21 protein-coding genes are annotated in these 23,638 nt (G+C 46.4%); 17 read left to right on the top strand and 4 right to left on the bottom strand.

The genetic code is table 11. The features are described 5' to 3' along the window. The first annotated feature begins 31 nt into the window (after positions 1–31). A complete protein-coding gene (locus ACRRU2_RS03095; protein WP_432499902.1) occupies positions 32–622 on the top strand; it encodes a hypothetical protein in 591 nt (196 codons plus the stop codon). Positions 623–730: 108 nt separating this feature from the next. Here the strand turns inward: ACRRU2_RS03095 and ACRRU2_RS03100 are convergent, their stop codons facing one another. The 3 genes from ACRRU2_RS03100 to ACRRU2_RS03110 all read right to left on the bottom strand — a co-directional run bounded on the left by ACRRU2_RS03100 (position 731) and on the right by ACRRU2_RS03110 (position 3,547). Next, the gene (locus ACRRU2_RS03100; RefSeq protein ID WP_432499903.1) at positions 731–2,647 is read right to left on the bottom strand and encodes a glycosyl hydrolase family 18 protein; all 1,917 of its coding nucleotides are present in this window, start codon (positions 2,645–2,647) and stop codon (positions 731–733) included. A 175-nt stretch (positions 2,648–2,822) separates the two neighbouring features. After that, a complete protein-coding gene (locus ACRRU2_RS03105) occupies positions 2,823–3,110 on the bottom strand; it encodes a YxcD family protein (protein ID WP_331699625.1) in 288 nt (95 codons plus the stop codon). 2 nt (positions 3,111–3,112) lie between these two features. Further along, a complete protein-coding gene (locus tag ACRRU2_RS03110; protein ID WP_331699624.1) occupies positions 3,113–3,547 on the bottom strand; it encodes a hypothetical protein in 435 nt (144 codons plus the stop codon). Between the two features lie 150 nt (positions 3,548–3,697). Between ACRRU2_RS03110 and ACRRU2_RS03115 the strand changes: the two genes are divergently transcribed. Further along, a complete protein-coding gene (locus ACRRU2_RS03115; protein WP_432499904.1) occupies positions 3,698–4,216 on the top strand; it encodes a DUF309 domain-containing protein in 519 nt (172 codons plus the stop codon). Here the strand turns inward: ACRRU2_RS03115 and ACRRU2_RS03120 are convergent. Continuing rightward, positions 4,213–4,548, bottom strand: coding sequence for an iron-sulfur cluster biosynthesis family protein (locus ACRRU2_RS03120; RefSeq protein ID WP_331699622.1), 336 nt, complete (start codon positions 4,546–4,548; stop codon positions 4,213–4,215). The genes ACRRU2_RS03115 and ACRRU2_RS03120 overlap by 4 nt on opposite strands. A 119-nt stretch (positions 4,549–4,667) precedes the next feature. Here ACRRU2_RS03120 and ACRRU2_RS03125 point away from each other — a divergent pair, with 119 nt between their 5' ends. The 15 genes from ACRRU2_RS03125 to ACRRU2_RS03195 all read left to right on the top strand — a co-directional run bounded on the left by ACRRU2_RS03125 (position 4,668) and on the right by ACRRU2_RS03195 (position 23,610). Then, the gene (locus tag ACRRU2_RS03125) at positions 4,668–6,182 is read left to right on the top strand and encodes a carboxypeptidase M32 (protein ID WP_432499905.1); all 1,515 of its coding nucleotides are present in this window, start codon (positions 4,668–4,670) and stop codon (positions 6,180–6,182) included. Positions 6,183–6,321: 139 nt separating this feature from the next. Further along, positions 6,322–7,320 carry an ABC transporter substrate-binding protein gene (locus ACRRU2_RS03130; protein WP_432499906.1) on the top strand — a complete coding sequence of 333 codons (999 nt, stop codon included), beginning with the start codon at positions 6,322–6,324 and terminating at the stop codon, positions 7,318–7,320. A 36-nt stretch (positions 7,321–7,356) separates the two neighbouring features. Continuing rightward, entirely contained in the window at positions 7,357–8,145 is a 789-nt protein-coding gene (locus ACRRU2_RS03135; protein WP_432499908.1) for an ABC transporter ATP-binding protein, read from the top strand. Between the two features lie 2 nt (positions 8,146–8,147). Then, positions 8,148–8,963, top strand: coding sequence for an ABC transporter permease (locus tag ACRRU2_RS03140; RefSeq protein ID WP_331699618.1), 816 nt, complete (start codon positions 8,148–8,150; stop codon positions 8,961–8,963). A gap of 317 nt (positions 8,964–9,280) precedes the next feature. Further along, entirely contained in the window at positions 9,281–9,844 is a 564-nt protein-coding gene (locus ACRRU2_RS03145; protein WP_331699617.1) for an outer spore coat protein CotE, read from the top strand. 194 nt (positions 9,845–10,038) lie between these two features. Then, complete coding sequence (locus tag ACRRU2_RS03150) at positions 10,039–11,424, top strand: putative amidoligase domain-containing protein (protein ID WP_331699616.1); 1,386 nt, start codon at positions 10,039–10,041, stop codon at positions 11,422–11,424. 125 nt (positions 11,425–11,549) lie between these two features. After that, a complete protein-coding gene (gene mutS / locus ACRRU2_RS03155; protein WP_432499909.1) occupies positions 11,550–14,219 on the top strand; it encodes a DNA mismatch repair protein MutS in 2,670 nt (889 codons plus the stop codon). Between the two features lie 42 nt (positions 14,220–14,261). After that, positions 14,262–16,238: a DNA mismatch repair endonuclease MutL gene (gene mutL / locus ACRRU2_RS03160; protein WP_432499910.1), complete on the top strand. Its 1,977-nt coding sequence runs from the start codon at positions 14,262–14,264 to the stop codon at positions 16,236–16,238. Beyond that, on the top strand, positions 16,235–17,014 hold the full coding sequence (locus ACRRU2_RS03165; RefSeq protein WP_432499911.1) for a class I SAM-dependent methyltransferase: 780 nt from the start codon (positions 16,235–16,237) through the stop codon (positions 17,012–17,014). The genes mutL and ACRRU2_RS03165 overlap by 4 nt, the downstream gene beginning before the upstream one ends. Then, the gene (gene miaA / locus ACRRU2_RS03170; RefSeq protein ID WP_432500090.1) at positions 17,004–18,002 is read left to right on the top strand and encodes a tRNA (adenosine(37)-N6)-dimethylallyltransferase MiaA; all 999 of its coding nucleotides are present in this window, start codon (positions 17,004–17,006) and stop codon (positions 18,000–18,002) included. Before ACRRU2_RS03165 ends, miaA begins: the two co-directional genes overlap by 11 nt. Before the next feature lie 29 nt (positions 18,003–18,031). Beyond that, positions 18,032–18,277 carry an RNA chaperone Hfq gene (gene hfq / locus ACRRU2_RS03175; RefSeq protein ID WP_331699612.1) on the top strand — a complete coding sequence of 82 codons (246 nt, stop codon included), beginning with the start codon at positions 18,032–18,034 and terminating at the stop codon, positions 18,275–18,277. Positions 18,278–18,523: 246 nt separating this feature from the next. Next, positions 18,524–20,962, top strand: coding sequence for a PBP1A family penicillin-binding protein (locus tag ACRRU2_RS03180; protein WP_432499913.1), 2,439 nt, complete (start codon positions 18,524–18,526; stop codon positions 20,960–20,962). 178 nt (positions 20,963–21,140) lie between these two features. After that, the gene (locus ACRRU2_RS03185) at positions 21,141–21,674 is read left to right on the top strand and encodes a DUF402 domain-containing protein (protein WP_432499914.1); all 534 of its coding nucleotides are present in this window, start codon (positions 21,141–21,143) and stop codon (positions 21,672–21,674) included. A gap of 19 nt (positions 21,675–21,693) precedes the next feature. Beyond that, the gene (locus ACRRU2_RS03190) at positions 21,694–22,548 is read left to right on the top strand and encodes a YdcF family protein (RefSeq protein WP_432499915.1); all 855 of its coding nucleotides are present in this window, start codon (positions 21,694–21,696) and stop codon (positions 22,546–22,548) included. A gap of 87 nt (positions 22,549–22,635) precedes the next feature. Continuing rightward, positions 22,636–23,610 (top strand): AAA family ATPase, encoded by a 975-nt coding sequence (locus tag ACRRU2_RS03195; RefSeq protein WP_432499916.1) that lies wholly within the window; start codon positions 22,636–22,638, stop codon positions 23,608–23,610. Positions 23,611–23,638 lie beyond the last annotated feature (28 nt).

Here is a 23,638-nt window from a genome sequence, read left to right on the forward strand (position 1 = left end):
TAATTGATTTATGTTAAAGGTGGGAATGTGCATGGCAACAGCAATGAAGACATTGAGAACGATACTAATAGCTTTATGTATAGTTGTGGCAGGGTGCTCGAATGCAAAGCCGGGGCCAGATGAGCCAAGGGAAACGCCTAATGCCAGTGCAATACCAAGCGTCATTCGTGCTGAAAAGCAGCAGGATGACTTTGTTTACAGGTTGATTGCGGATAAAGAGGCGTACGTGGAAGGCGATACGGTAACTATTTATGCTGAATTGGAGTATGTGGGGGAGAAGGAGCAAATCGATATTTACCATGCTGCGTCTCCGTTTTATTTTCCGCTTGTGGAGAAGACGCGGAATTACTCGATTCCATATGCGATGAATGAGCCGCTTATCCAAACGACTTTAATAAAAGGCGAGCCGCTCAGAGAGGAATATAAGCGGAGCGGGGGCTATAGCTCATCGGATGATCCCAAATTTATTGAATTTATGATGGATTTTGTAGATAAAGGATTTGCGGCAGGCTTGTATGAGATGGACGGATCAGCACATTTTTATGTAGAGCAGGCAGGAAATATGGACAAAACGACCTACGATCTAAAGGCGAAAATCAATTTTACTGTAAATGAAGCGTAAATGAAAAGGCGTCTGCTAGCGAGGCGCAATTATGGAATGTTTGTACAATATTTAGTAAAGGCAGTCATCAAGGTCATTTTTTACCTTAATGACTGCCTTTTTCAGTTACTATTTGGCACGAAGCATTTTTGTCCAAAGCTCATTGCTTTCGTAGCCTAGTCGCCATGCAGCTACACCAGCCAGATCATACTTTTTAGCCAGGTTAATGCGGGCGAGCACAGTGTCCTCGGTTTCTGCCCAGAACAGATGGGTATAGCCATTTTTGACATAGCTGTATTTATATTGGCCAGCCGCAGCATCGTAGATTTTGCTGGCGCCTGTTTCAGCAATCAGCTTAGGCAGCTCTTTCATAATTATCGCACGATTGTCGACAAGCTTGCCTGTGCTGTCCAAGCGCCACTCTCTGACATAGAATGGAATGCCCAGCATAAGCTTGTCGCGAGGAATGCCATAATCAAGAAATTGCTTTATGCCTTCTTCCACCCATGGCAGACTCGCTACTGATCCTGCTTTGTCGCTGCCGCTCCAATGCTCGTCGTAGGCCATTATCATAATCATATCAACAACGGGAGCCAACGCTGCATGATCATACGCAGTCAGATGGTTCCAGCTGACACTGCCGCGCGGCAAATCGATAGATACCTTCAGCTTTTTGGCATGGGCAGCTTCAGCAAGCTTGGTTACAAAAGCAGTGTATGCTTTGCGGTCTTTTCCAGACACTTCTTCAAAGTCAATGTTGACGCCGTATACGCCAAGTGCTGCGAGGCGATTAACGAGCGCTGTAATAAACTTTTTCTGTGCCTCGCTATTCGCAAGAAATTCTGATGTCATCGTGCGATCGAATTGATTATGAATGAGCGGCATAACGAGAACGCCCTTGTCATGGAACGCTTTCACAACTGCCGGATCGGAAGAATCCTTAAGTGTGCCGTCTGCCTTCGTAAGCTCAAACCAGGTAGGAGAATCAATATTAAGACCTTGTGTATTGGCTACATGATTATGGATAGTAGCTGCAGCGCTGCTGCCGTTCCACCCTAAATAAATCAGCGATTTAATATTGCTCCAAATGATTCGTTCATCCAAGGTGCGTGCAGTGCTGTTGGAATAGCCCTTTGCATAATCGACAGCAGCTTGTCTTGTCATGAAATGCTTAAGCTTCTTCTCTCCTTGATACACCGTGTAATAGGGATATCCTGACCACAATACATTGCCTTCAAATACGACTTCTGAATTAGCCCACCTTTTGGCATCCTTTACGGCTTGCTGCAAGGTTGCAAATTCAAATATTTGCTTGCCGTTTTGCAAAACTTTGTAGCTTGCTTTATTGGAATGGATAATTGCTTTAGATTTAGCATTGCGCACTTCGCTGTTGGCAATTTTCAAGGATGCATCAATAGCATCCTTCAGAAAGGAGTAGGCTTTTGTATCCGGGGCTTTTACGCCATTAACGATTATTTCGTAGACCGCTGCTGCTTCCTTTTGGGCTTTGCGCTGGGCATCAGTTAAGTTGTCCCATATCCAGCTATTCGTGTTCAGATCAATAATATGAGCATTAGCCCACTTTTTCGCTTCTTTTTTGGCTGCATCCAGTGTAATGAATGACCAGCCAGCTAAAGATTTATCACCTTGATACAGCTGGTATTGCGGATAAGAGGAGTAAACCCAGCCGATACTGTTGAGATCGCGAATATGTACATTGGATAATGTTTTGGCAAAGGCTAATGCGTCATTGTAGGTTTGAAAATCCCACTTTGAGCTGGACTTGCCGTTTTGATACACCTTGTAGCGGGGGAAATTATCCCATACCCAGCTGCGGCTGGCAATTTTTTCTACATGTGAATAGTTAAATTGCTTGGCGTATCTTACAGCTTCTGCTTCGGTCGAAAATTCTTTCAAGGCTTTGTCGTTTTGATAGACTCGATACTGCGTCATCTTGCTTGCTGCTGATGCTTGTGGCGCATACATTGCAGCAAATGACTGAATGATGATAGTCAAAGCCAGCAACAGCGACCATCTTTTTTTCATAGGCGAATGTTCACACTCCTTATAGTAGTCTATTGGTTAGACGCGTATAGGAGGGGGAAGTTGCTATAAAAAATAGTAGTTTGCTATGGTTAATAGTGGTAACTGGCAGGCGCAAAAAAAATGCCCTGCTAGCTCTAAAGAGCAAACAAGGCATTTCATCATATATTTTTGAAAATTAATTAGCAATATTAGCCCAAAATTCTCCTTCTTCCTCATCCGCATCAAGCGTAATATCGGAACGGAATACCCGTCGATCATATTGAGTAAACATATATTGCTCGATCGCTTCAAGCAAGTTGGATTCAATCAAGTATTGGCTGCGTCCATTAACCCAAATTTCTGCAGTAAAACCATATTGCTCCTCCCAGGATAGCTGAACCTCAACATCCTCGGGGCGAACCCCGCGACGATCAGCAATATGCAGACAGACTGCGTTAATGATCTCGTCTGTATAAATGCGCATAATTAGTAAGGTCTCCGCTGATCCGGATTAGGCTTCTTGTTGCGTATATAAACAAACGCCGCGCGAATGACCATAAAGATCGCAACAATAACAAGCAGATTAACCATTAGACCAAGAATTTCGCCAAAAGCGCCCATGCTTCCGAAAAGTCCGCCAAACAGCATGCCGGCAAGACCGCCAAGCATAAGTCCTTTCATAAAGCCGCTGCCGCCAAACAATCCGCCTGATTTAGCAGCTCCTGTCGAGCTTGTGCCAGTCGTAGATTTTGTGCCTGTGTTGGATTGCTGAACATTATCTGTTTTCTTAGGCGTCTGGGTGAAGCTTTGTTTTGGAGATTTGATGCCGCCGCCGCGACGGGCATCTGCTGAGTCGCTGAAGCTGAAGCTAAGGGCGAACATCAATGTCAACGCCATCATTACTAGTAGTCCTTTTTTCATCTGGTCTTTCTCCTCCTGAATGGTCTGTTTGAAAGATTGCTATCATAGACAAGTACGTCTAAGATAGAAGTAGGTTTCAATTTTTTTTGAAAATAATAAATTTTTTTTAAGACATAGTTAGACGGGAACTGGAGGAGGTTTAAATACAAAATGAATGAGCATTTAATTTCCTATTTAATCCAATTCCATGCGGTGCGTGATTATTTTGAATGTCACGAGCTTCTGGAAGAATACTGGAAACTGCATCCCGAGGATCGCTATGCCCATCTGTATGTTGCTTTAATACAGGTAGCTGTCGGGCAATACCATGAAAGGCGCGGCAATCGTTCAGGCGCTGTAAAGATGTACCAGTCAGCGACAAGCAAGCTTAAGCTGTCTTCATTGACTCCTCTCGGCATAAGCTCCGAGGATTTGCTGGAGCAGCTGGATGAACGTGTGCAGGCTGCTTCATTAGGACTTGAATTTGAAGATATCGACATGTGGATTACGGATGAGTCCTTGTTGCAAGAATGCATGAGACGAACCGACTCATTAAGTCTGGAATGGGGCGCCCCTAGTCCCAAATGGGATGATGCGCTCATTCATCGCCATAAGCTGCGTGACAGATCGGAAGTTATCGCTGCCCGAGCTGCAGCGCTGGAATTGCGCAGATCAAGAGAAAACAGCTAGTCCGTTATTTCTGCAGACGTGTACAGCTTGAGATCAAGCGTATAGATTTGATTATCGCTCTTCAAACTAAAGCTGTCAGTTGAAGTGTTGTAATCGATTCTTAGGCTTGGCTCAAAAAAAACGGCATGACGCGGCTCGTGCCATAAGCGCAGCGGGGTTTCCTGCAGCAATGCGTCATCTACAGAAGGCGACTCAATCAGCTGCATCGCCGGCACTCCGCTAAGCACACAGCCGCAGCCTTCCGTATCATGCAGCAGCTTGAGCTGCTTTGTTCCGTCCGCAACGTAAGGGAGCAGTTTCTCCAAAGCGCTGCTGGAAAATTGAACGTTCAAATGGGTCACTCCTTTAAACAAGAATTAGAAGAAGTCTTAATACCTATTATTATAGGCAGTTGAGAATGTAACATCAAGCTGGCTGCCAGTACATACCTAATCTGAAGGGCGGGTTTCAAATGTCGGAACAAACGAAAAAAGTGTTGGACAGCTTTAAGACTGCCAATCGTAAAATTAAAAGCTTTGAAGAGGCGCTGGGCGTGCTCTATTGGGATTTAAGAACTGGGGCTCCCCGTAAAGGAATGGACGTCCGTTCGGAGGTTATAGGCGAGCTTTCTGCGGATATGTTCAAGCTCTCTACTTCGCCAGAGCTCGGTGAATGGCTGTCTGAGCTTGAGCGCAAGGAAGTATTTGCATCTTTATCCGAAATCGATCAAAGACTTGTAACAGAGACAAGGAAGGATTATAACCGCAGTGTTTTAATCCCGCCTAAGCTTTATCAGGAATATGTAGTTATTACATCACAATCTGAGTCGAAGTGGGAGGAAGCGAAGGAAGCGAACGATTACGCCGGTTTTAAGCCCTACCTGGATAAGGTTATTCGTTATACGAATCAATTTATCGATTTGTGGGGCGCAGGGCAAACACGTTATGACACTTTGCTGGAGCCTTATGAGCCAGGTATGACGGTCGCTGAGCTAGACCGGATTTTCGGCGGACTGCGCGAGCAGCTTGTGCCGCTTTCTGCTGCCATTGCCTCTTCGCCTAATCAGCCGGACACGAGCTTTTTACGCCAGCAATTCGATGTAGCTGCGCAAAAAGATTTTAGTTTATATATATTGCAGCAGCTCGGCTTTAACTTTGAAGCAGGCAGACTGGATGAAAGCATGCATCCATTTGCAACGGGACTTAATCCAGGCGATGTGCGAATTACGACACGCTACTTGAAGGATGATGTGACGAGCGCATTATTTGGCACGATACACGAATGCGGCCATGCCTTATATGAGCAAAATATTATGGACCAGTTGATTGGAACGACGCTTTGTACGGGAACGTCTATGGGAATACACGAATCACAGTCTCGTTTTTGGGAAAATGTAATCGGTCGCAGCCGGCCGTTCTGGAACCGGTATTATAAGGAGCTGCAAGCCCGTTTCCCAAATTTGAGCCATGTATCCTGCGATCAGTTCTACAGAGGCAATAATGTCGTCCAGCCTTCGCTAATTCGAATTGAAGCAGATGAGCTAACCTATAACCTTCATATTATTATCAGGTATGAGCTGGAGAAAATGATTTTTAACGAAGGGCTTACAGCAGCGGAGCTGCCGGAAGTTTGGAATGAGAAGTATAAGCAATATTTAGGCATTGCGCCAGCAACCGACAGCGACGGCGTGCTTCAGGATGTTCATTGGTCGGGCGGTGCGTTTGGTTATTTCCCGTCCTATTCGCTTGGCAATATGTATGCCGCTCAATTTGCCAATACGATGGAGCAGCAAATCCAAGATTTCTGGCAGCTTGTTGAAGCAGGTAATTTGCTGCCGATCAAGGAATGGCTGGCAGATAAAATTTATCAGTATGGTAAAATGCGCACCCCATCTGAGCTTGTTCAATCGATTACGGGCCAAGTGCTTGATCCACAATATTTGGTTACTTATTTGACGAATAAGTATAAAGATATTTATAAGCTGTAAAAGGAATAATCAAGGCAGCTCGCATAGCCGCAAGGCTAGTTGCGAGCTGCCTTTTTTATTTGCTCAGCTAGCACCGTATAACCGAGAGGTGCATAGGCTATTACATCAATCGATGTGTATAGTTTGGAGGCATAGTCAGATGAGGCGAAAAATCGTTATGGTTTTGTTGGCAGCAGCTTTAACAGCTTCTTTAGTAATAAGCGGCTGCTCTAAGCAAGGGTCTGAAACAACAAAGGTGCGGATAGGAGAGGTGACGCGATCATTATTTTATGCACCGCAATATGTGGCGATCGAGAAGGGCTTCTTTAAAGATGAAGGAATTGAAATTGAGCTTACAACTACGCCCGGCGGCGATAAGACGATGACAGCACTGCTGTCAAGTGTTGTTGATGTTGCTTTGGTAGGCTCGGAAACATCCATTTATGTGCATCAGCAGGGCGCGGACGACGAAGTTATTAATTTTGCGCAGCTTACGCAAACTGACGGCACATTTCTGGTTGCAAGGCAGAAGGACGATAGCTTTGACTGGTCGAAGCTGAAAGGATCAGTGTTTTTAGGTCAAAGGGTGGGCGGTATGCCGCAGATGGTTGGTGAGTTTGCGCTGAAGAAAAACAATATTCAGCCGCATGAAGATCTGGAGCTCATTCAAAACGTTGATTTTGGAAATATACCAGCAGCCTTCGCGTCAGGCACAGGAGATTATGTGCAGCTGTTTGAACCGACGGCTTCAATATTCGAACGTGAAGGAACAGGCTATGTAATCGCATCGTTTGGTACGGAGAGCGGCAATTTGCCTTACACCGTGTTTATGGCAAAGGAAAGCTATTTGAAGAAAAACAATGCCGTTGTACAGTCCTTTACAAATGCAGTATACAAAGCTCAGCAGTGGGTGGAGGGAAATGACGCGGCGGCTATAGCGAAAGTTGTTGCGCCTTATTTTGACGGCGTGGATGAGGATATTATGATATCGTCGATTGACCGCTATAAGCAGCAGGGCTCGTATTCGCTAGACCCAATTATTGATGAGCAGGAATGGAATAACTTGCTGGATGTCATGGAGTCTGCAGGAGAATTAAAAACAAGAGTGGAGCACAATAAAATTGTAAACCTGACTTATGCAAGAAAGGCGCTCGAATAATGCAATAGTCGTTTGCAGGCAGTAGGGGGCAAGCAGATGAAGCAAGAAACTGTTTTGGAGCTTCAACAGGTTACGCATGTTTATGTAAATGAGAAAGGTGCCTTTGTTGCCATTGAAAATTTTAGTTTATCCATTGCCGAAGGCGAGTTTTTAGCATTGGTTGGACCGAGCGGATGCGGCAAGACGACGGTTTTAAACCTGCTTGCAGGGCTGTTCCAGCCTACTTATGGCAATGTGCTGTTTGGCGGGTTAAAGGTGGATGGTCCTTCCAGCAAGGTCGGCTATATGCTGCAGCAGGATTACCTGTTCCCGTGGCGCTCTATCGAGCAGAATACGCTAATCGGTCTTGAAATACAGCATCGAATGAGGAAGGAATCCAAAGCGGAGGCAGAGCGTCTGTTAACGGAGCTTGGTTTGCCCGGTGCTGGAAAGCGGTATCCGCATGAGCTTTCGGGCGGCATGCGCCAACGTGTGGCACTTGCCAGAATGCTCGTTACGAATCCTTCCGTTCTGCTGTTAGATGAGCCGTTTTCTGCTCTGGATTTTCATATTAAGCTGCAGCTCGAGGAACTGGTGCAAAGCACCCTGCGCCGATTGGGAAAAACGGCTGTGCTGGTTACACATGATTTGTCTGAGGCAGCTGCCATGTGTGACCGTGTAATTGTGCTGGGGCGCAATCCCGGCCATATTCATTGCGAGGTTGTCATTCCTGATTCACTGCGGCTTGCCAGTCCGCAAATAGCGCGGACGCTTCCCGAGTTTCAATCCGTGTTCGAAAAGCTCACCTCTGAGCTTGATGTGATTGACACGGAAGGAGAGGATTAGCTATGGATAGACAGCATATGAAAACGGAGCTGCATCAAGCTTACAAACGCAGCGCGCGCCGGCGAACCGCAGCTGTTTGGATGGTGCAAATTGCGATTCTCGCCATTTTTATAGGCCTTTGGGAGGCTGCCGGCCGCAAAAAATGGATTGACCCTTTGTTGTTCAGCTATCCGTCGAAATTGCTGAACCATTTGTCGGCATCCATGGCAGACGGAACAATTTGGCCGCATATTGGCGTGACAGTAACGGAAACGATAGCAGGCTTTGCGCTTGGCACAATATTGGGGACGGCTATCGCAGCACTGTTATGGTGGTTTCCATTTTTATCTCGCGTGTTTGATCCGTATCTCGTCGTGCTCAACAGCATGCCGAAGGTAGCGCTTGGACCCATATTTATAGTGGGCTTGGGGCCTGGCTTCATGTCCATTGTTGCTATAACACTATCTGTCACTGTCATCATTACGACATTAAGTATATATAACCAGTTTAGAGAAGTAGACAGCGGATTTATAAAGGTTGTGCGATTGTTTGGAGCTTCACGCTGGCAGCTGTTCAAAAAGGTTATACTGCCAGGTTCCTTTCCCGTTATTATAGCAACCTTAAAGGTGAATGTAGGTCTTGCCTGGATAGGTGTTATTGTCGGCGAGTTTTTAGTTGCAAAGTCAGGTCTTGGCTACTTGATAATATATGGCTTCCAAGTTTTCAATTTCACGCTGGTTCTGTCAACTCTCGTTGTTATTGCTGTAGTAGCTGCTATTATGTATCAGCTGGTAGCTTTGCTTGAACGCAAAGTAACATCTGGCTGGCGCGAACGATAGCATAGCAAAATGCGCAGCTGGATGTAGGGATGTTCGATAAATTAAGAGCAGCAATATTTGAATGACTTATAGACTCTTCTATTTCAGAACATTCCTATTATCCACTGCTGAGGACATACAATTTCCTTGGCAGTGCTGACGAAAATCACTGCTCAGCAATAGAAAATGCGAGGGGAAATACCCCCTCGCACTGCAAGCCAGCCATATTTTTAAGAAGACTTGTAAAATATTTTTGTTAGTTTAGAATACATTAATCAACAAAAGCCCAAGACCTGCATACACTTTAAATGAATGATTGTATGGAGGAGGTTAAATCAATGACGATTGCAGATAAACAGCTTCACGGAAGAGAAATTATTACGAAGGCTGTCTGCGGTAAAGGTCGTAAGTTTTCAACAGTAACTCATACTGTTACACCGCCACATAAACCTACAAGTATACTAGGTGCGTGGATTATTAATCACCAGTATGAAGCGGTAAGGTGCAGCGAAGGTATAGAGGTTGTTGGTACTTATGACATCAACATTTGGTATTCTTACAGCAACAATTCACAAACTGATGTAGCTAAAGAATCCGTACAATATGTTGAAGTAGTTCCGCTGTCGTATTTGGATGGCAAGCACAGGCCATCGTCTGAAGAAGTATATGCTGATGTGCTGCAGGAGCCAAACTGCATCGAGGCGAATATTTCTTCGAACGGCAATAGTGTTAATGTCCGTGTGGAACGAGAATTTTCGGTAGAGCTTATCGCTGAAACAAAGGTTTGTGTAGCGGTATGGCCGCATGGAATGTCGGATTTGGATGATAAGGGCTTATCATTTATCGACAGCGACAATGACTTTGAGGATTTGGATTCTGACCTGCTGGATGACGATTTGTAATTTATCCGTTTGCGACACGGATAATGTATTCTATGCCGAACATACGGCGAGTTTGAGGGCGAAAGCCCTCTTTTCTTTCTTATTTATGTTATACATGAATAATTAAACGAATGCCTATAAATGCTCCCTGCTGCCACTGTGATAGCGGGAGTTTTCGTTATTGCCAATCTGTTGGATAGATAGGAGGTGACGCTGTGAGAGTAATATGGGGGGAGCAGGAGCATTCCGCTCCTGATAAAAGCTGGAGCGCTGGCGATGCGGTTGTGCTGAAGCAGAACGAGCAATACAACGAAAGCTTTAAAGCCCCTGGTGTGTGGCTGCTTAATGCCGGAGCAGCAAAGCATAAGGAGTTGCTGACTAAGTCCTGGCAAGAAGCCAGGTGGAGAAGGGCGGGCCTGATGCAGCGAAAGCAGCTGACTAGTGTGCGATTGTATCGTGTCGTGGTATGCCATTTGCAAATTGTTCATTTAGCAAGAATAGCGCCCGGCAAGGAGCAGGAGACGCTGAAGCGCCTGAACAGTGATTACGGCGTCGTCAGCAGCGGAAGGGATCAAGAGTCTGGGGCAAGCTGGAGCTCGGACCGGCTGCTTCAGCTAGTTGCAAAGCATGCTGTTTTTGCCTTGTATGCGCTAGAAATTGATATAGGCGAAATAATTATAGCGCTTGGAGGAGATGGCAGAAGCGAGCCGGTGCGAGCTATGCCGGACATTGCGAATGCTGAGCTGAAGCGTGCAGCCGCAGATGAATTTATACGCTGGTATCGGCAAACGGCAAAAAGCTATCCGGCACTTTCTCAAAAGCTGCTTCTGGGGGCAGATCCAGAATTTGCTCTGCTGACTGCTGGAGGCAAAATTGCAATGGCATCGCGTTATTTTGGAAGCGGCAAGGGAGGCGCCGCCGGAGCAGACACGATGAGGATCGCAGGAAAGCTGCTCTATCCGATTGCGGAGCTGCGTCCAGAACCTGCAAGCGATCCGGAAGCACTGATCGTCAATGTCAGAAGGCTGCTTCAATATTCGCAACGGCGCATTACGAATTCGCAGCTTCGCTGGGTAGCAGGCGCCATGCCCGTGCCCGGGCTTGCTTTGGGCGGCCATATTCATATTAGCGGCGTACCGCTCACTACACGCCTGCTGCGCTTATTTGACAGCTGCATCGCCTACCCGCTGGCGCTGGTGGAGGATGAAGCGGGGCGCAAGCGAAGACCGCGCTACGGCATGCTGGGCGATTACCGCCTGCAAGCGCATGGCGGCTTTGAATACCGCACATTGCCGAGCTGGCTTGTTTCCCCGCTAGCAGCAAAGGCGGCAGTCGCGCTGGCGGCATTATGCGCCAAGGAAGCGCTGACTCTTGCTTACGTGCCTGCTGCAGAGGAAAAATATGAGGCCGCTTATTATAACGGCGATCGAACAGAGCTGCAAGCCGGATTGGATGACATTATAAAAGTCGTAACAAGCGCTGGCCAATATGCAGCTTATGCGAAGTGGATTGACCCCCTTTTTGAAGCAGCAAAAAAAGGGCGCGTTTGGAACGAGCAAAGCGATTTTCGCGAGAAATGGCGCATAAGCGCCAGGAAGTGAACATTTAATGAAGACACAATATAATTCAATAGTTTGATGGCGCACGTCTGTTCCGCTTGGTATAATGGAAGCTGACTGTGTTCGTTTTCGGAATAATATTAATGGCAATAGCAGGAGGAACTTTGATGGCTGGTTATACTCCCATGATTCAGCAATATTTGGCTGTAAAAGAAGAAGCGAAGGATGCTTTTTTGTTTTTTAGATTAGGTGATTTTTATGAGATGTTTTTTGAGGATGCCATTGCTGCGTCCAGAGAGCTTGAAATTACGTTGACAGGCCGTGACGGCGGCTCGCAAGAAAAAATTCCTATGTGCGGCGTGCCGTACCATTCAGCAGAAAATTATATAAACCGATTGGTTGAAAAAGGATATAAAGTTGCAATTTGCGAGCAGGTAGAAGATCCGGCCAGTGTAAAAGGGATCGTGCGAAGAGAAATTGTCCGGATTGTTACGCCGGGAACCGTAATGGAGACGAAGGCGCTGGCGAGCAATCAGAACAACTTCATCGTAGCTGTTACGAGCGTACATACGAATCTTGCTCTTGCTGCATGCGATTTGTCGACAGGCGAGCTGTACGTGACTTCACTGCCGGAGCATTGGGATTCACTGCTTGATGAAGTGAATTTGTATTCGCCAGCAGAAATAATCGGAGAGCATCATATTTTGGAGGAGCTTAAGACCAGGCTAAGCTATCCAATCCCCCTTACACCTCGCGAGCAGCTTGCGGATCATTTGCTGAAGGGGCAATTTGAGGAGGAGCAGCTTGAAGGCTTGGCTGCCGAGCGCATGAAGGTAATCAGCTTGATGACAGCATACTTGGATGAGACACAAAAACGGTCGCTAGCGCATGTGCGTCATATCAGGTCATATGAAACGAATCAATTCATGGTTCTTGATCAATATACAAGACGGAATTTGGAGCTGACAGAGACGGTGCGCGACCGCAGCAAGAAAGGGTCGCTGCTGTGGCTGCTGGATCGGACGCAAACATCGATGGGCGCAAGAATGCTAAGAAGATGGATTGATAAGCCGCTCGTCAGCAAGGATGCGATAGAGGAGCGTTTGAACGCAGTCGAAGGACTGTACTTGAATTTGATTTTGCGTGAGGATGTCCGGACTGAGCTGCAGCCTATCTATGATCTTGAAAGATTGGTAGGCAGAGTAGCTTACGGAAATGCAAACGGACGCGATCTAAATGCGCTTCGTATTTCACTGCGCCGCATTCCCGCTTTAACTGCCTTATGCCGTGCTTCAGGAATAGCATCGCTGCAGGCGCTTGTTGATCAAGCGGATGAATGTGCCGACTTGGCCGATCAAATCGAAGAGGTGCTTATAGAGGATGCTCCAGTCTCGATTCGAGAAGGCGGCTTAATTAAAGCTGGCTGCGATGAATATTTGGATTCGCTGCGCGAGGCCAGCGTCAATGGCAAGAAATGGCTGGCTGAGCTTGAGAAGCAAGAGCGTGAGGCGACTGGAATCAAATCGTTGAAAATTGGCTTCAATAAAATATTCGGCTATTATTTGGAGGTTTCCAAAGCAAATCTTTCGATGCTTCCGGAGGGAAGATATGAACGCAAACAGACTTTAGCGAATGCCGAGCGCTTTGTAACGCCGGAACTGAAGGAAAAGGAACGGCTTATTCTGGAGGCTGAGGATAAAATGGTCGATCTGGAATATGAACGATTCTTGCAATTAAGAGTATTTATAGCGGGCCATTTGCCAAGGCTTCAGAAGGCAGCTGCGATGATAGCGGAGCTCGATGTGTATCAATCGCTTGCAACGGTGAGCGCAGAGCGCCGATTCGTGCGTCCGGCTGTAAATGCTGCATATAATTTGCATATTGAGGCTGGCCGTCATCCTGTCGTAGAGGCGATGCTGGAGGATTCGCCTTTTATAGCGAACGATACCGTGCTTGAGCAGCAGAAGCAGTGGATTTTGCTCATTACCGGCCCCAATATGGCTGGAAAAAGTACATATATGCGGCAGGCGGCGCTTATTTGCATTATGGCGCAAATCGGGTGCTTTGTACCGGCCAAACGCGCTGAAATTCCACTTATCGACCGAATATTTACGAGAATCGGCGCTGCGGATGATTTAATAGGCGGCCAGAGCACGTTTATGGTCGAAATGAAAGATATACAGCTTATGACGGAGAAAGCAACAGTCAACTCGCTAGTTATTATAGATGAGCTGGGCAGGGGAACCTCAACTGCGGAAGGAATGGCAATCGCGCAGGCCGTCATAGAGTATGTTCATCACCATATCGGCTGCAAAGCACTAGTCTCTACTCACTTTCATGAGCTGGCTTATTTGGAAAATACTCTTCCTTCGCTGGCTAATGCAAGAATGGCTGTCGAAGAAAGCGGTGATCACGTAACCTTTTTGCGCAAGCTCATTGCGGGTGCGGCTGATACAAGCTACGGGATTTATTGCGCTCAGCTGGCCGGCTTGCCTAATGCTATTATAGGACGAGCCTACGAGCTGCTGGAGCAATCGGAAGCCGTCCAGTTGCATCATAGCGCCGCAATAAACGAAGCGAGCGCAGCGTCTGCTATGCCGGTGGCTGGCAATAATCCGGTTGATCAGCAATCGCGCCAGCCAGTTTCTTCCATCGTACAGCTGTCAATCTTTGATGATCCTGATCACGTGCAGGAGTCAGCTGCGCCGAAGCGCAAGGGCCAAGTAAAGGAAGAAATGCTTGCAAAAGAGCTGCGCAAGCTTGATTTGTTGAATATAACGCCAATGCAGGCCATGCAATGGCTGAATGATATGAAAGCTAAAATGCTGCATGAATAGACAGTATAGCTACTGCTAATCATGAACACGGAGGTGAGGGAAGTGGCTGGCAAAAAAATCAATGTGCTGGACGAGCAGCTCGCCAATCAAATAGCAGCTGGGGAAGTCGTAGAACGGCCAGCTTCAATCGTAAAAGAGCTGGTTGAAAATGCAATCGATGCAGGAAGCACCACGGTCGATATTACAATAGAAGAAGGCGGTCTGACTTTAATCCGCGTTGCGGATAATGGCGACGGTATTCCTTCTGACGACATGCCGCAGGCTTTTCAGCGTCATGCAACGAGCAAAATAGCGACGAATAGTGATCTATTCCGTATAGCCAGCTTAGGCTTTCGCGGGGAAGCGTTGCCGAGTATAGCGGCTGTTTCACGGCTGGAAATGATTTCGGCAGAAAGCGATACTGGATTGGCGCGCCGGCTTGTCCTGGAGGGCGGAGCAGTGACGGCGGATGAGCCCTGCAACGCTCCGCAGGGTACAGTGATTACTGTACGCGATATTTTTTACAATACGCCTGCAAGGCTGAAATATATGAAAAGTATTCAGACTGAGCTCGGGCATATATCGGATTATATAAACAGAATTGCGCTTGCCCACCCTGGAATTGCGTTTACGCTTCAGCATAATGGCAATTCATTGCTGCGCACATTAGGCACGGGCGATCGCTTGCAGGTTATTGCTGCAGTGTATGGAAGCAATACGGCTAAAGCGATGTATCAGCTCGCAGCTTCGGATGCAGACTATACCGTTAATGGTTATGTATCCAAGCCAGAGCTGAGCCGCAGCAACCGCAACGGCATAACTGCCATCGTTAATGGAAGATATATTCGCAGCTTTATGATTAACCAAGCACTGGCGAATGCCTATCATACTTATTTGCCTATTCACCGCTATCCGCTTGCGGTAATAGAGATTGAGATGCATCCCAGCCTGCTTGATGTGAATGTGCATCCTTCCAAAATGGAAGTGAGATTCAGCAAGGAGCTGGAGCTGCGCCAGCTTATTGAACAGGCAGTTAAAGCCGTCCTCGAAAGCGAGCGCTATATCCCGAAAGGAGCGGACAGCTTGACGCCGCCGCGCTCCAAGCCTGCTTATGTACAGGATTCGATCTCGTTTCATATGAATGATTTCAACCGGGAGAGCATGAATAAGCCGGAGCAGTCAGAAGCTGGAGTTTCCCAGTCCGTTTCCTCGAAGCAAGAGGCGGTCAGCAGGCCTTCTGCAAACAGTCAGACGGGCAGCGGCAATCGCAGTCCAGGAGAAGCCTATCGAGAGCAAAGCGCTTCTTATGGTGCTATACCTAGGGATGCAACAGAAAGATTGTACGCACCTGCAAGTTCCAAGCAAGCGGATTTTGCTTCGCAGAAGTCCGCAGCTGCGCTGGAGGAGCCGCCATTGCGTGCTGGGCAGCAGGCTCCCCCTGAAGGGGCTGTTGCATTTCCCGAGCTGCACTGGATCGGTCAGCATCATGGCACTTATATTGTAGCCCAGGCAGAGGACGGTTTATATTTGGTCGATCAGCATGCTGCACATGAAAGAATTCATTATGAATATTTTTTACAAAAATTCGCCAATGCTGAAATTGCAAGCCAAAATCTGCTTGTTCCGCTAACGCTGGAATTCACAGCAGCTGAAGCAGCTCAACTGAAGTCCCAGCTTGATTTGCTGCTTCAAGCCGGCGTTGAACTGGAGCCGTTTGGCCCGCAGACGTTTTTAGTCCGATCTTTGCCGGAATGGATGCCTAAAGGGCAGGAGCATGAGCTGCTCGAGGAGATGACCAACTGGCTGCTGGCAGAGCGCAAGGCTGTACCAATTGGTAAGCTGCGGGAAAAAGCGGCAATAATGTGTGCTTGCAAAGCTTCCATAAAGGCAAATGACAGAATTTCGCGGGAAGAAGGAGAAACTTTGCTGCAAAGGCTATCAGCCTGCTCGCAGCCATACACCTGCCCGCATGGCCGGCCAATAATTGTTCATTTCAGCATCTATCAGCTGCAAAAAATGTTTAAACGGGTGATGTCGTGATTGTAACTACTGCGGTAAAGCCTACTGAGGCGCATATCGCCAAAGCACAGCAGCTAGCACGAGAGGTGGGCGGACAATTTGTGCCGCGCGAGAAGCATTCCATACAAAAGCTTAAGGAGCAAAGTGCTGAGGGAGCTGTTATTGTCGTAACGGAAAAAGAGGTTAGGCTTTTTGATGCTCATCGTGCCCAGCCCTTCTTCTTTCATCCAAGCATGGCGTTAGTGCGGGTGAAGCGTCTTTTAAAGGGCGAGCAGGATCCATTGCTCGTTCTTTCCAAATGCGAGCAGGGTGATCATATTATAGATTGCACGGCCGGCTTATGCGGCGATTCTCTCGTTTTTTCGTTTGGCGCCGGCCGGGAAGGGAAGGTAACAGCGCTGGAAAGCGAGCCGGTGCTTTGTGCGCTTGTTCGGGACGGGCTTGCCTCCTATCGTTCCGGCGAAGCTGATATTGATGAGGCGATGCGGCGCATCGAGCTGCAATGTACAGAACATTTGCAGTTTTTGAAGAAGCTGCCGGATAAAAGCGCGGATATCATCTATTTTGATCCCATGTTTCGGCAACCGGTGCATGAATCCAGCTCGATGAAGCCGCTTAGAACAATAGCGAATGCCAGCCCTTTGACGATTGAAGCGATTCGAGAAGCAACCAGGGTTGCGCGCAAAACGGTTATCATGAAGGAAAATAACTTCAGTGACCAGTTTGAACAGCTTGGGTTTAAAAAAATTAGCCATGCAAAAATCGGCTATGGAGTGATACATATTGATGGAGCATAACAACAGCTGGAATTATTCAGCTGTAGCAAATGGCAGTGCCAAGCAGCCATTGCTTGTCTTGGTTGGGCCAACCGCAGTTGGCAAAACCAAGTTAAGCATTGAGCTTGCTAAAGCATGGCAAGCCGAAATCATTTCAGGCGATTCAATGCAGGTATATCGTGGTATGGATATTGGAACAGCAAAGATACCTGTTTCCGAACGTCAAGGCATTCCCCATCATTTGATCGATATTTGCGAGCCGGAGCAGGCTTACTCCGCAGCGGAGTTTCAAGAGAACGCAGAAACGGCTATTCAGCAAATCGCTGCCAAAGGCAAGCTGCCCTTCATCGTGGGCGGGACAGGGCTGTATGTAGAATCGCTATGCTATCGATATCAATTTGCACCACTTGGCTCGGATGAATGCTTTCGGCAGGAGCAGGAGAAGTATGCGCTAAGCGAAGGCAATGAAGCTCTTCATCTCAGGCTGGCAAAGATTGATCCCGAAGCAGCACAGCGGCTTCATCCTAATGATGTAAGAAGAGTCATAAGAGCGCTGGAAGTTTATCATCTGACAGGGCAATCCTTTACTGAGCAGCAAAAAGGACAAATAAAACAATCCCCGTATGAGCTGTGCCTCATTGGGCTTACGATGGATCGCGCTGAGCTGTACCGCAGAATCGAGCTTCGCATCGATCAAATGCTGGAAGAAGGGCTTGTTGAAGAGGTGCAAAATATACTGGAGAGACATTTGCCGCCCTCAGCTGTACCTATGCAAGCGCTGGGCTATAAAGAAATAGCGATGTATTTGCGCGGCGAATGCTCTTACGAAGCTGCAGTTGAGCTGCTTAAAAGAGATACGAGGCGGTTTGCCAAGCGCCAGTTGTCTTGGTTTAGACATATGCGCGACATTCACTGGATCGATATGGACCAAAAGTTTAGCAACAATTTGCAGTTAATTCATGGTATAATAGCAGGAAAGTTTAAACCTTATCGTGAATATAAATCATAAATCAAACTATTAGACGGGGGTAACGTTCAATGAACAAATCGATCAATATTCAAGATACATTCCTGAATCAATTGCGCAAGGACAGCATTCCGGTTACCGTTTTTTTAATGAACGGCTTCCAAATACGAGGCGTTATTAAAGCGTTTGACAATTTTACGATAATTATTGACAGCGAGGGCCGTCAGCAAATGGTTTATAAGCATGCGATTTCTACCTTTGTACCGCAGCGCAACGTATCATTAATGCAGCAGGATTCAGCTCAATCAGAAGTATAATCGGAACTAAAATGCAGTAAATTGAAACTTTCTATCTGAAAGATTCGTTTAATTAGATAGCGGTAAGCAGGAGCAGCCCGCTCGTACTGGGTTGCTTTTTGTTTTTGCAGCATGCAGGAACGCCGCTAATAGCCAGCTAGCAGGTTGCCGTATGTTTTTATTAAAGTGCATAATAAGGAGAGAACTAAAGACTCTAATAATTAAAGACAGAGGAGTCGAGCACAAGCAATTGGAGGGGAGACATCTATGGCTGAACAAACAGGACAGGCACCAAAGAAGCGCACGAGCAAGGCAAAGAAAAAACGACGAATGTCCGGCATGACGTGGTTTTATGTCGCCTTTTTCTCGATAGTAATCGCTATCGTATGCGCGATTATAGGCTATGTGTTTATCATTATGAATGGCGAGCGTTTGCTTGCTGAGCATGGCAATAAGCTTGAATTTGGGGAAGCGTCGATTATTTATGACATGAATGACAATGAAATAGCAAGACTATATGATATTAATGAGAATAGAGAGATTGCGGAAGCAGATGAAATTCCAAAGCTTCTATTGGATGCATTTGTAGCAACTGAAGATCAGCGGTTCTATGAGCATTCCGGCTTGGATTTCTGGGCGATCGGCAGAGCGCTCGTAAAGGACGTCATTGCGCGCAAGGCGGTGGAAGGCGCAAGTACGATTACACAGCAGCTTGCCAAAAACGTATTTTTATCAGCAGATAAAACGTTGTTCCGTAAGGCGACAGAAGCTTCGATCGCGGTAGCGCTGGAGCAGAAACTAACAAAACCAGAAATTTTAACGATGTATTTGAATAGAATCTTTTTTGGCAGCCGGGTGCATGGCATAAAGGCAGCTGCAGATTATTATTTTGATAAGGACTTGGATCAGCTGGAGCTGTGGGAGATGGCAACGCTGGCAGCTATGCCGAAAGCTCCAAACCGTTACAATCCTGTTAACCATCCTAAGGACTCCAAGGCTAGAAGAGCCGTTGTGCTTAAGCTGATGTATGATCAAGGCTATATTACTGAAGCGGAGATGGAGAAGGCCAAAGAGGTTGAGTACAAAGCGCCTGCCAATCAGGCTCAAAAACGGGTTGAGAAGTATCCTGCATTTATCGATACGATAATTGACGAAGCAATTGAAGTCACTAATAAGTCCGAGGAAGAGCTGCGCGTTGGCGGTTACCATATTTACACGACGCTTAATCCGATAGCGCAAAAAGTAATGGAAGAGCAGTTTAACAATGACAATAATTTCGATGAGAGCGTTGACGAGCAAAAATCGCAGGCAGCCATGGTAATTATTGATCACCGGACTGGCGAAATCCAAGCTTTGTCCGGAGGCAGAGATTATGTAAAAAAGGGCTTGAATCGAATTAATTCAAAACGCCAGCCCGGCTCAGCTTTTAAACCGATCAGTGTTTATGGTCCAGCTCTGGAAACAGGGAATTACTTCCCTTGGTCTAATTTGAAAAATGATCAAAAATGCTTTGGCAACTATTGCCCTCGCGACCGCTGGGGAGCAGTGCCGGTATCTATGACTCAAGCAGTAAAAGATTCACGCAACCTTACAGCAGTATGGCTGTTGAACCAAATTGGCGTGAAGCGAGGCGCCGAATTTTCTAAAAAGCTAGGTATGGAGCTGCCGCAAGAGGATTATAACTTGTCGCTTGCGCTTGGGGGATTAACAACTGGGGTTACTCCGCTCCAAATGGCGACAGCCTACAGTATTATTGCCAATGGCGGTCAAACCGTCGATCCGCATACGATTCGAATGATTAAAGGGCGCAATAACTACAAATATGAGTATAAAGCGCCGGAAGTTAAGCAAATTATATCTAAGGAAACAGCCTGGTACTTGACCGAAATGATGCTGGCCGTCGTTGAAAAGGGCGGCACTGGGGTAAGAGCAGCGATTGACAGGCCGGTTGCAGGTAAAACAGGTACAACGCAGCATGGTATTCCAAACTATACAGGCAACGGCATTAGGGATGCATGGTTTGTCGGCTATACGGCAGAATGGTCGGCAGCCGTTTGGATGGGCTATGATGATTCCGATAAGGATCATTTGCTGAAAAACAACAGCTCGCAGGCAGCTTCACTATTTTCCAAAATCATGGGACCTGCCATTAAAAATGTGAAAAAGTCCAGCTTCAAAAAGCCGCAAGTAGTTAAGGAAGTGGAAGTTATCGCTCCTAGTGCAGTTAAAAACTTCCAACTGGAATTTGACCCTGTTGAACTGAAGGTCGTATTAAGTTGGGACCCGCACCCAGGCGAGAATATTACGTTCAAGGTTTATCGCAAGGAAGAAGGAGAACAAAATTTCAGTCACTTCGGTGATTCGACATCGAATACAATTTGGGATACAAGCGTGTTCGGGGGCAAAAAATATACGTACTATGTAGTAGCCTACGATGCCGAGAACAATTTGGAAAGCGCGCAGTCTGAGAAGCTTTTCATAGCTGTGACTGATGATCAGTGGGAAAATCCTGATATTCCAATGGAAGAATTTCCAACATTGCCGCCTACTGATCCGATAGAAACGGATCCTGGTGTTGATGATGGAGAGGGTTCAACTGAGCCTCCAGTTGAAACAGAGGTACCAACTGAAACCCCGACCAATACGGAGCCGCCGCCTATCGACGAAGGTGAGGTATTTGAGGAATTGCCGGTTGAAGGGAACTAAAATTATTATTGAAAAAAGACTGATCACTGGCGTCAGTCTTTTTTCTTTCATACCTTGTTACTAAGCGCCGCTGAGGCTCGTAACTGGTGAACGTCGGTAAATTATGGTATTATTTTTAAACATATAAGAAAGTATAAGTATTCTTCTTATTATCCTTGAACGGAAAGGTACTTTCACTATGAAGAGAAAATTTTCTGATCGAGCTAATTGGCGTAGAATTATTAGCAAAACCTATAGCAGCCATTTTTGCAATGACGAGCATTTTCAAGGCCTTGTTACGTTCTATCACATTCATGAGCTGCGCAATCCATTATGGAAAACATATAATAACCGGAAGGTTTGTCTAGCTGATCGGGACTATGTATGGACCCAGCATTTTCCGCAGGGTGAAGATTATGTAGTAACGACAATGTTTAATAACGAAGGAAAAGTCGTACAGTGGTATATTGATATTTGCAAAGCACAAGGCTTTACGGATCAGCAGGTGCCTTGGTTCGATGATATGTATTTGGATATTGTCGTACTGCCGAGCGGAGAAATTATGCTGATGGATGAGGACGAGTTACAGGATGCGCTTGTACAGGGTGATGTAACTATAAAAGAAGCAGAATCCGCCAAACAAACTGCGGATAAGCTGCTTCAAGCTATTCACGCTGGTCAATTTCCATATTTTGAATTGTCAATGGATCATTACAAACAAAAGTATACATAATACAAGGGAGTTTTTAAAATTGTCTTTAAAAAAGGAGCAAGCCGGCAAGGGGAAAAAAACGAGCCGATCTACTGCTGCTGCCACGAGAGGAACGAGAGAACTGCCGCAAAAAGCGAAAACGAAGGCCAGTGCTGGCGGCGGCTCCGCAGAAGCGAAGACTGCGAGCAGCAAACCGATTAACAAATCTGTCAGTGCCCCTCCTGCTGCAGCGCGGAAAACGACCAGAAAAAGAAAAGCCAAGAAAAAAAAGCCATCGGTGCTTAAAAAGATTTTCAATACTATCATTATTTTATGTTGTCTATTTCTAATATGGTGCGGATATTTAGTTTGGCTAATGAACAATTCTTCTTCTCCGCAAATGGAGCATGCTGATGCAGGCATTATACTTGGCGCAGCGCTTTGGCGCGATCAGCCCAGTCCTGCTTTGAGAGAGCGTCTCGTTAAGGCGGTTGAGCTCTATGAAGCGGGAAAAGTGAATTATTTAGTGCTGTCTGGCGGAACAGGGGGCTTGCTGTCCACGATTAGCGAGGCAGAGGGGATGCGAAACTTTTTAATAGACAAAGGTATACCAGAGGACAAGCTTTTGCTAGAGAGCAAATCGGTCAACACGTTTCAAAATGTTCGTTTCAGTCAAACGGTTATGCAAGAGCATGGCATTAAAAGCTCGATTATTATAACTCATGATTATCATTTACCTAGGGCGATGGAGATAGCTAGCTATTTGAAGCTTGAATCAGTCCAAGGGGCTTCTGTTCATTCCAAGGTGCTAAATCCTGTGTACAATCAAGCGAGAGAAATTTTAGCTTTGACCAAATGGAATCTGGAATGGCTTCTATTGAATACTGGAATTTTGTCTCCCGAATCGATCAAGTGAATCTGTTAATAAGCGGCTGCAAGCTAGAATAAACTTGTAGTGTGCGTGTGACTAGCCTTCTTGTGTAAAGGAATGGTGATCGGACAGATGAACAAATTTGAATCGAAGGGATCCGAAGGCGGTAGAGACCGGCCGTCTCGACAAATTAATGTTGTTTTGAACAGCCAGCCCACCTATCAAAGCGGTGCTTCCGCCAGAGTACTGGAGGAAGATATCAAGCTGCCGATAAAGCCGCTCCCGGATGCTGATCATTATTCAGAAATCGAAAAAGAACTCGATGCGATGATTGGCATGGATAATGTGAAATCATTGGTTTATGAAATTTATGCGCTGCTTTACATTGGACGCATGCGATCCGAGGCGGGCTTGACTAGCGGTTCGCAGGTCTATCATATGATTTTCAAAGGAAATCCGGGAACAGGCAAAACGACCATCGCTCGTATTATTGCAAAGCTGTTTCAAAAGATGGGTGTATTGTCCAAAGGCCATCTAATAGAGGTGGAACGCGCAGATCTTGTAGGGGAATATATTGGCCACACCGCACAAAAAACGCGAGATTTGGTCCGCAAAGCAATGGGTGGGGTTTTGTTCGTTGATGAAGCCTACAGCTTGGCGCGTGGTGGTGAGAAAGATTTCGGAAAGGAAGCTATTGACACGCTGGTAAAAGCGATGGAGGACCACCGCAATCAATTTATTTTAATATTGGCGGGATACCCGGCGGAGATAGAGGATTTTCTAATGACAAATCCAGGGCTTCCTTCCCGATTTCCAATTCAAATTCAATTTCCTGATTACTCTATTGACCAGCTGCTGCAAATCGGAGAATTGATGATGAAGGACAGAGAGTATGTACTGCTGCCTGCTACTGTTTTTAAATTAAGAGAGTGCTTGCTGCAAGCGAAGATGAATGAGCTTTTTTCGTTTAGCAATGCCAGATTTGTACGAAATATTTTAGAGAAAGCAATACGTCACCAAGCTGTAAGACTGCTGCATATGTATGCCAATTCAGCCCCTAGCAAGCAGGAGCTGATGGCGATCAGGCCGGAAGATTTAAAATCTTGAATACGATAGCGACGGCCAATAATGGCTT

Source organism: Paenibacillus sp. GXUN7292, from assembly GCF_050864975.1.
In the GTDB taxonomy this organism is placed as follows: domain Bacteria; phylum Bacillota; class Bacilli; order Paenibacillales; family Paenibacillaceae; genus Pristimantibacillus.

What these genes read in the sequence shown, in the direction of transcription:
- hfq (WP_331699612.1), top strand. Translation starts at nt 18,032, where the DNA reads ATGAACAAATCGATCAATATTCAAGATACATTCCTGAATCAATTGCGC.
- ACRRU2_RS03145 (WP_331699617.1), top strand. Translation starts at nt 9,281, where the DNA reads ATGACGATTGCAGATAAACAGCTTCACGGAAGAGAAATTATTACGAAG.
- miaA (WP_432500090.1), top strand. Translation starts at nt 17,004, where the DNA reads ATGGAGCATAACAACAGCTGGAATTATTCAGCTGTAGCAAATGGCAGT.
- ACRRU2_RS03125 (WP_432499905.1), top strand. Translation starts at nt 4,668, where the DNA reads ATGTCGGAACAAACGAAAAAAGTGTTGGACAGCTTTAAGACTGCCAAT.
- ACRRU2_RS03095 (WP_432499902.1), top strand. Translation starts at nt 32, where the DNA reads ATGGCAACAGCAATGAAGACATTGAGAACGATACTAATAGCTTTATGT.
- ACRRU2_RS03110 (WP_331699624.1), bottom strand. Translation starts at nt 3,547, where the DNA reads ATGAAAAAAGGACTACTAGTAATGATGGCGTTGACATTGATGTTCGCC.
- ACRRU2_RS03135 (WP_432499908.1), top strand. Translation starts at nt 7,357, where the DNA reads ATGAAGCAAGAAACTGTTTTGGAGCTTCAACAGGTTACGCATGTTTAT.
- ACRRU2_RS03130 (WP_432499906.1), top strand. Translation starts at nt 6,322, where the DNA reads ATGAGGCGAAAAATCGTTATGGTTTTGTTGGCAGCAGCTTTAACAGCT.
- ACRRU2_RS03180 (WP_432499913.1), top strand. Translation starts at nt 18,524, where the DNA reads ATGGCTGAACAAACAGGACAGGCACCAAAGAAGCGCACGAGCAAGGCA.
- ACRRU2_RS03100 (WP_432499903.1), bottom strand. Translation starts at nt 2,647, where the DNA reads ATGAAAAAAAGATGGTCGCTGTTGCTGGCTTTGACTATCATCATTCAG.
- ACRRU2_RS03115 (WP_432499904.1), top strand. Translation starts at nt 3,698, where the DNA reads ATGAATGAGCATTTAATTTCCTATTTAATCCAATTCCATGCGGTGCGT.
- mutS (WP_432499909.1), top strand. Translation starts at nt 11,550, where the DNA reads ATGGCTGGTTATACTCCCATGATTCAGCAATATTTGGCTGTAAAAGAA.
- ACRRU2_RS03105 (WP_331699625.1), bottom strand. Translation starts at nt 3,110, where the DNA reads ATGCGCATTTATACAGACGAGATCATTAACGCAGTCTGTCTGCATATT.
- ACRRU2_RS03195 (WP_432499916.1), top strand. Translation starts at nt 22,636, where the DNA reads ATGAACAAATTTGAATCGAAGGGATCCGAAGGCGGTAGAGACCGGCCG.
- ACRRU2_RS03140 (WP_331699618.1), top strand. Translation starts at nt 8,148, where the DNA reads ATGGATAGACAGCATATGAAAACGGAGCTGCATCAAGCTTACAAACGC.
- ACRRU2_RS03185 (WP_432499914.1), top strand. Translation starts at nt 21,141, where the DNA reads ATGAAGAGAAAATTTTCTGATCGAGCTAATTGGCGTAGAATTATTAGC.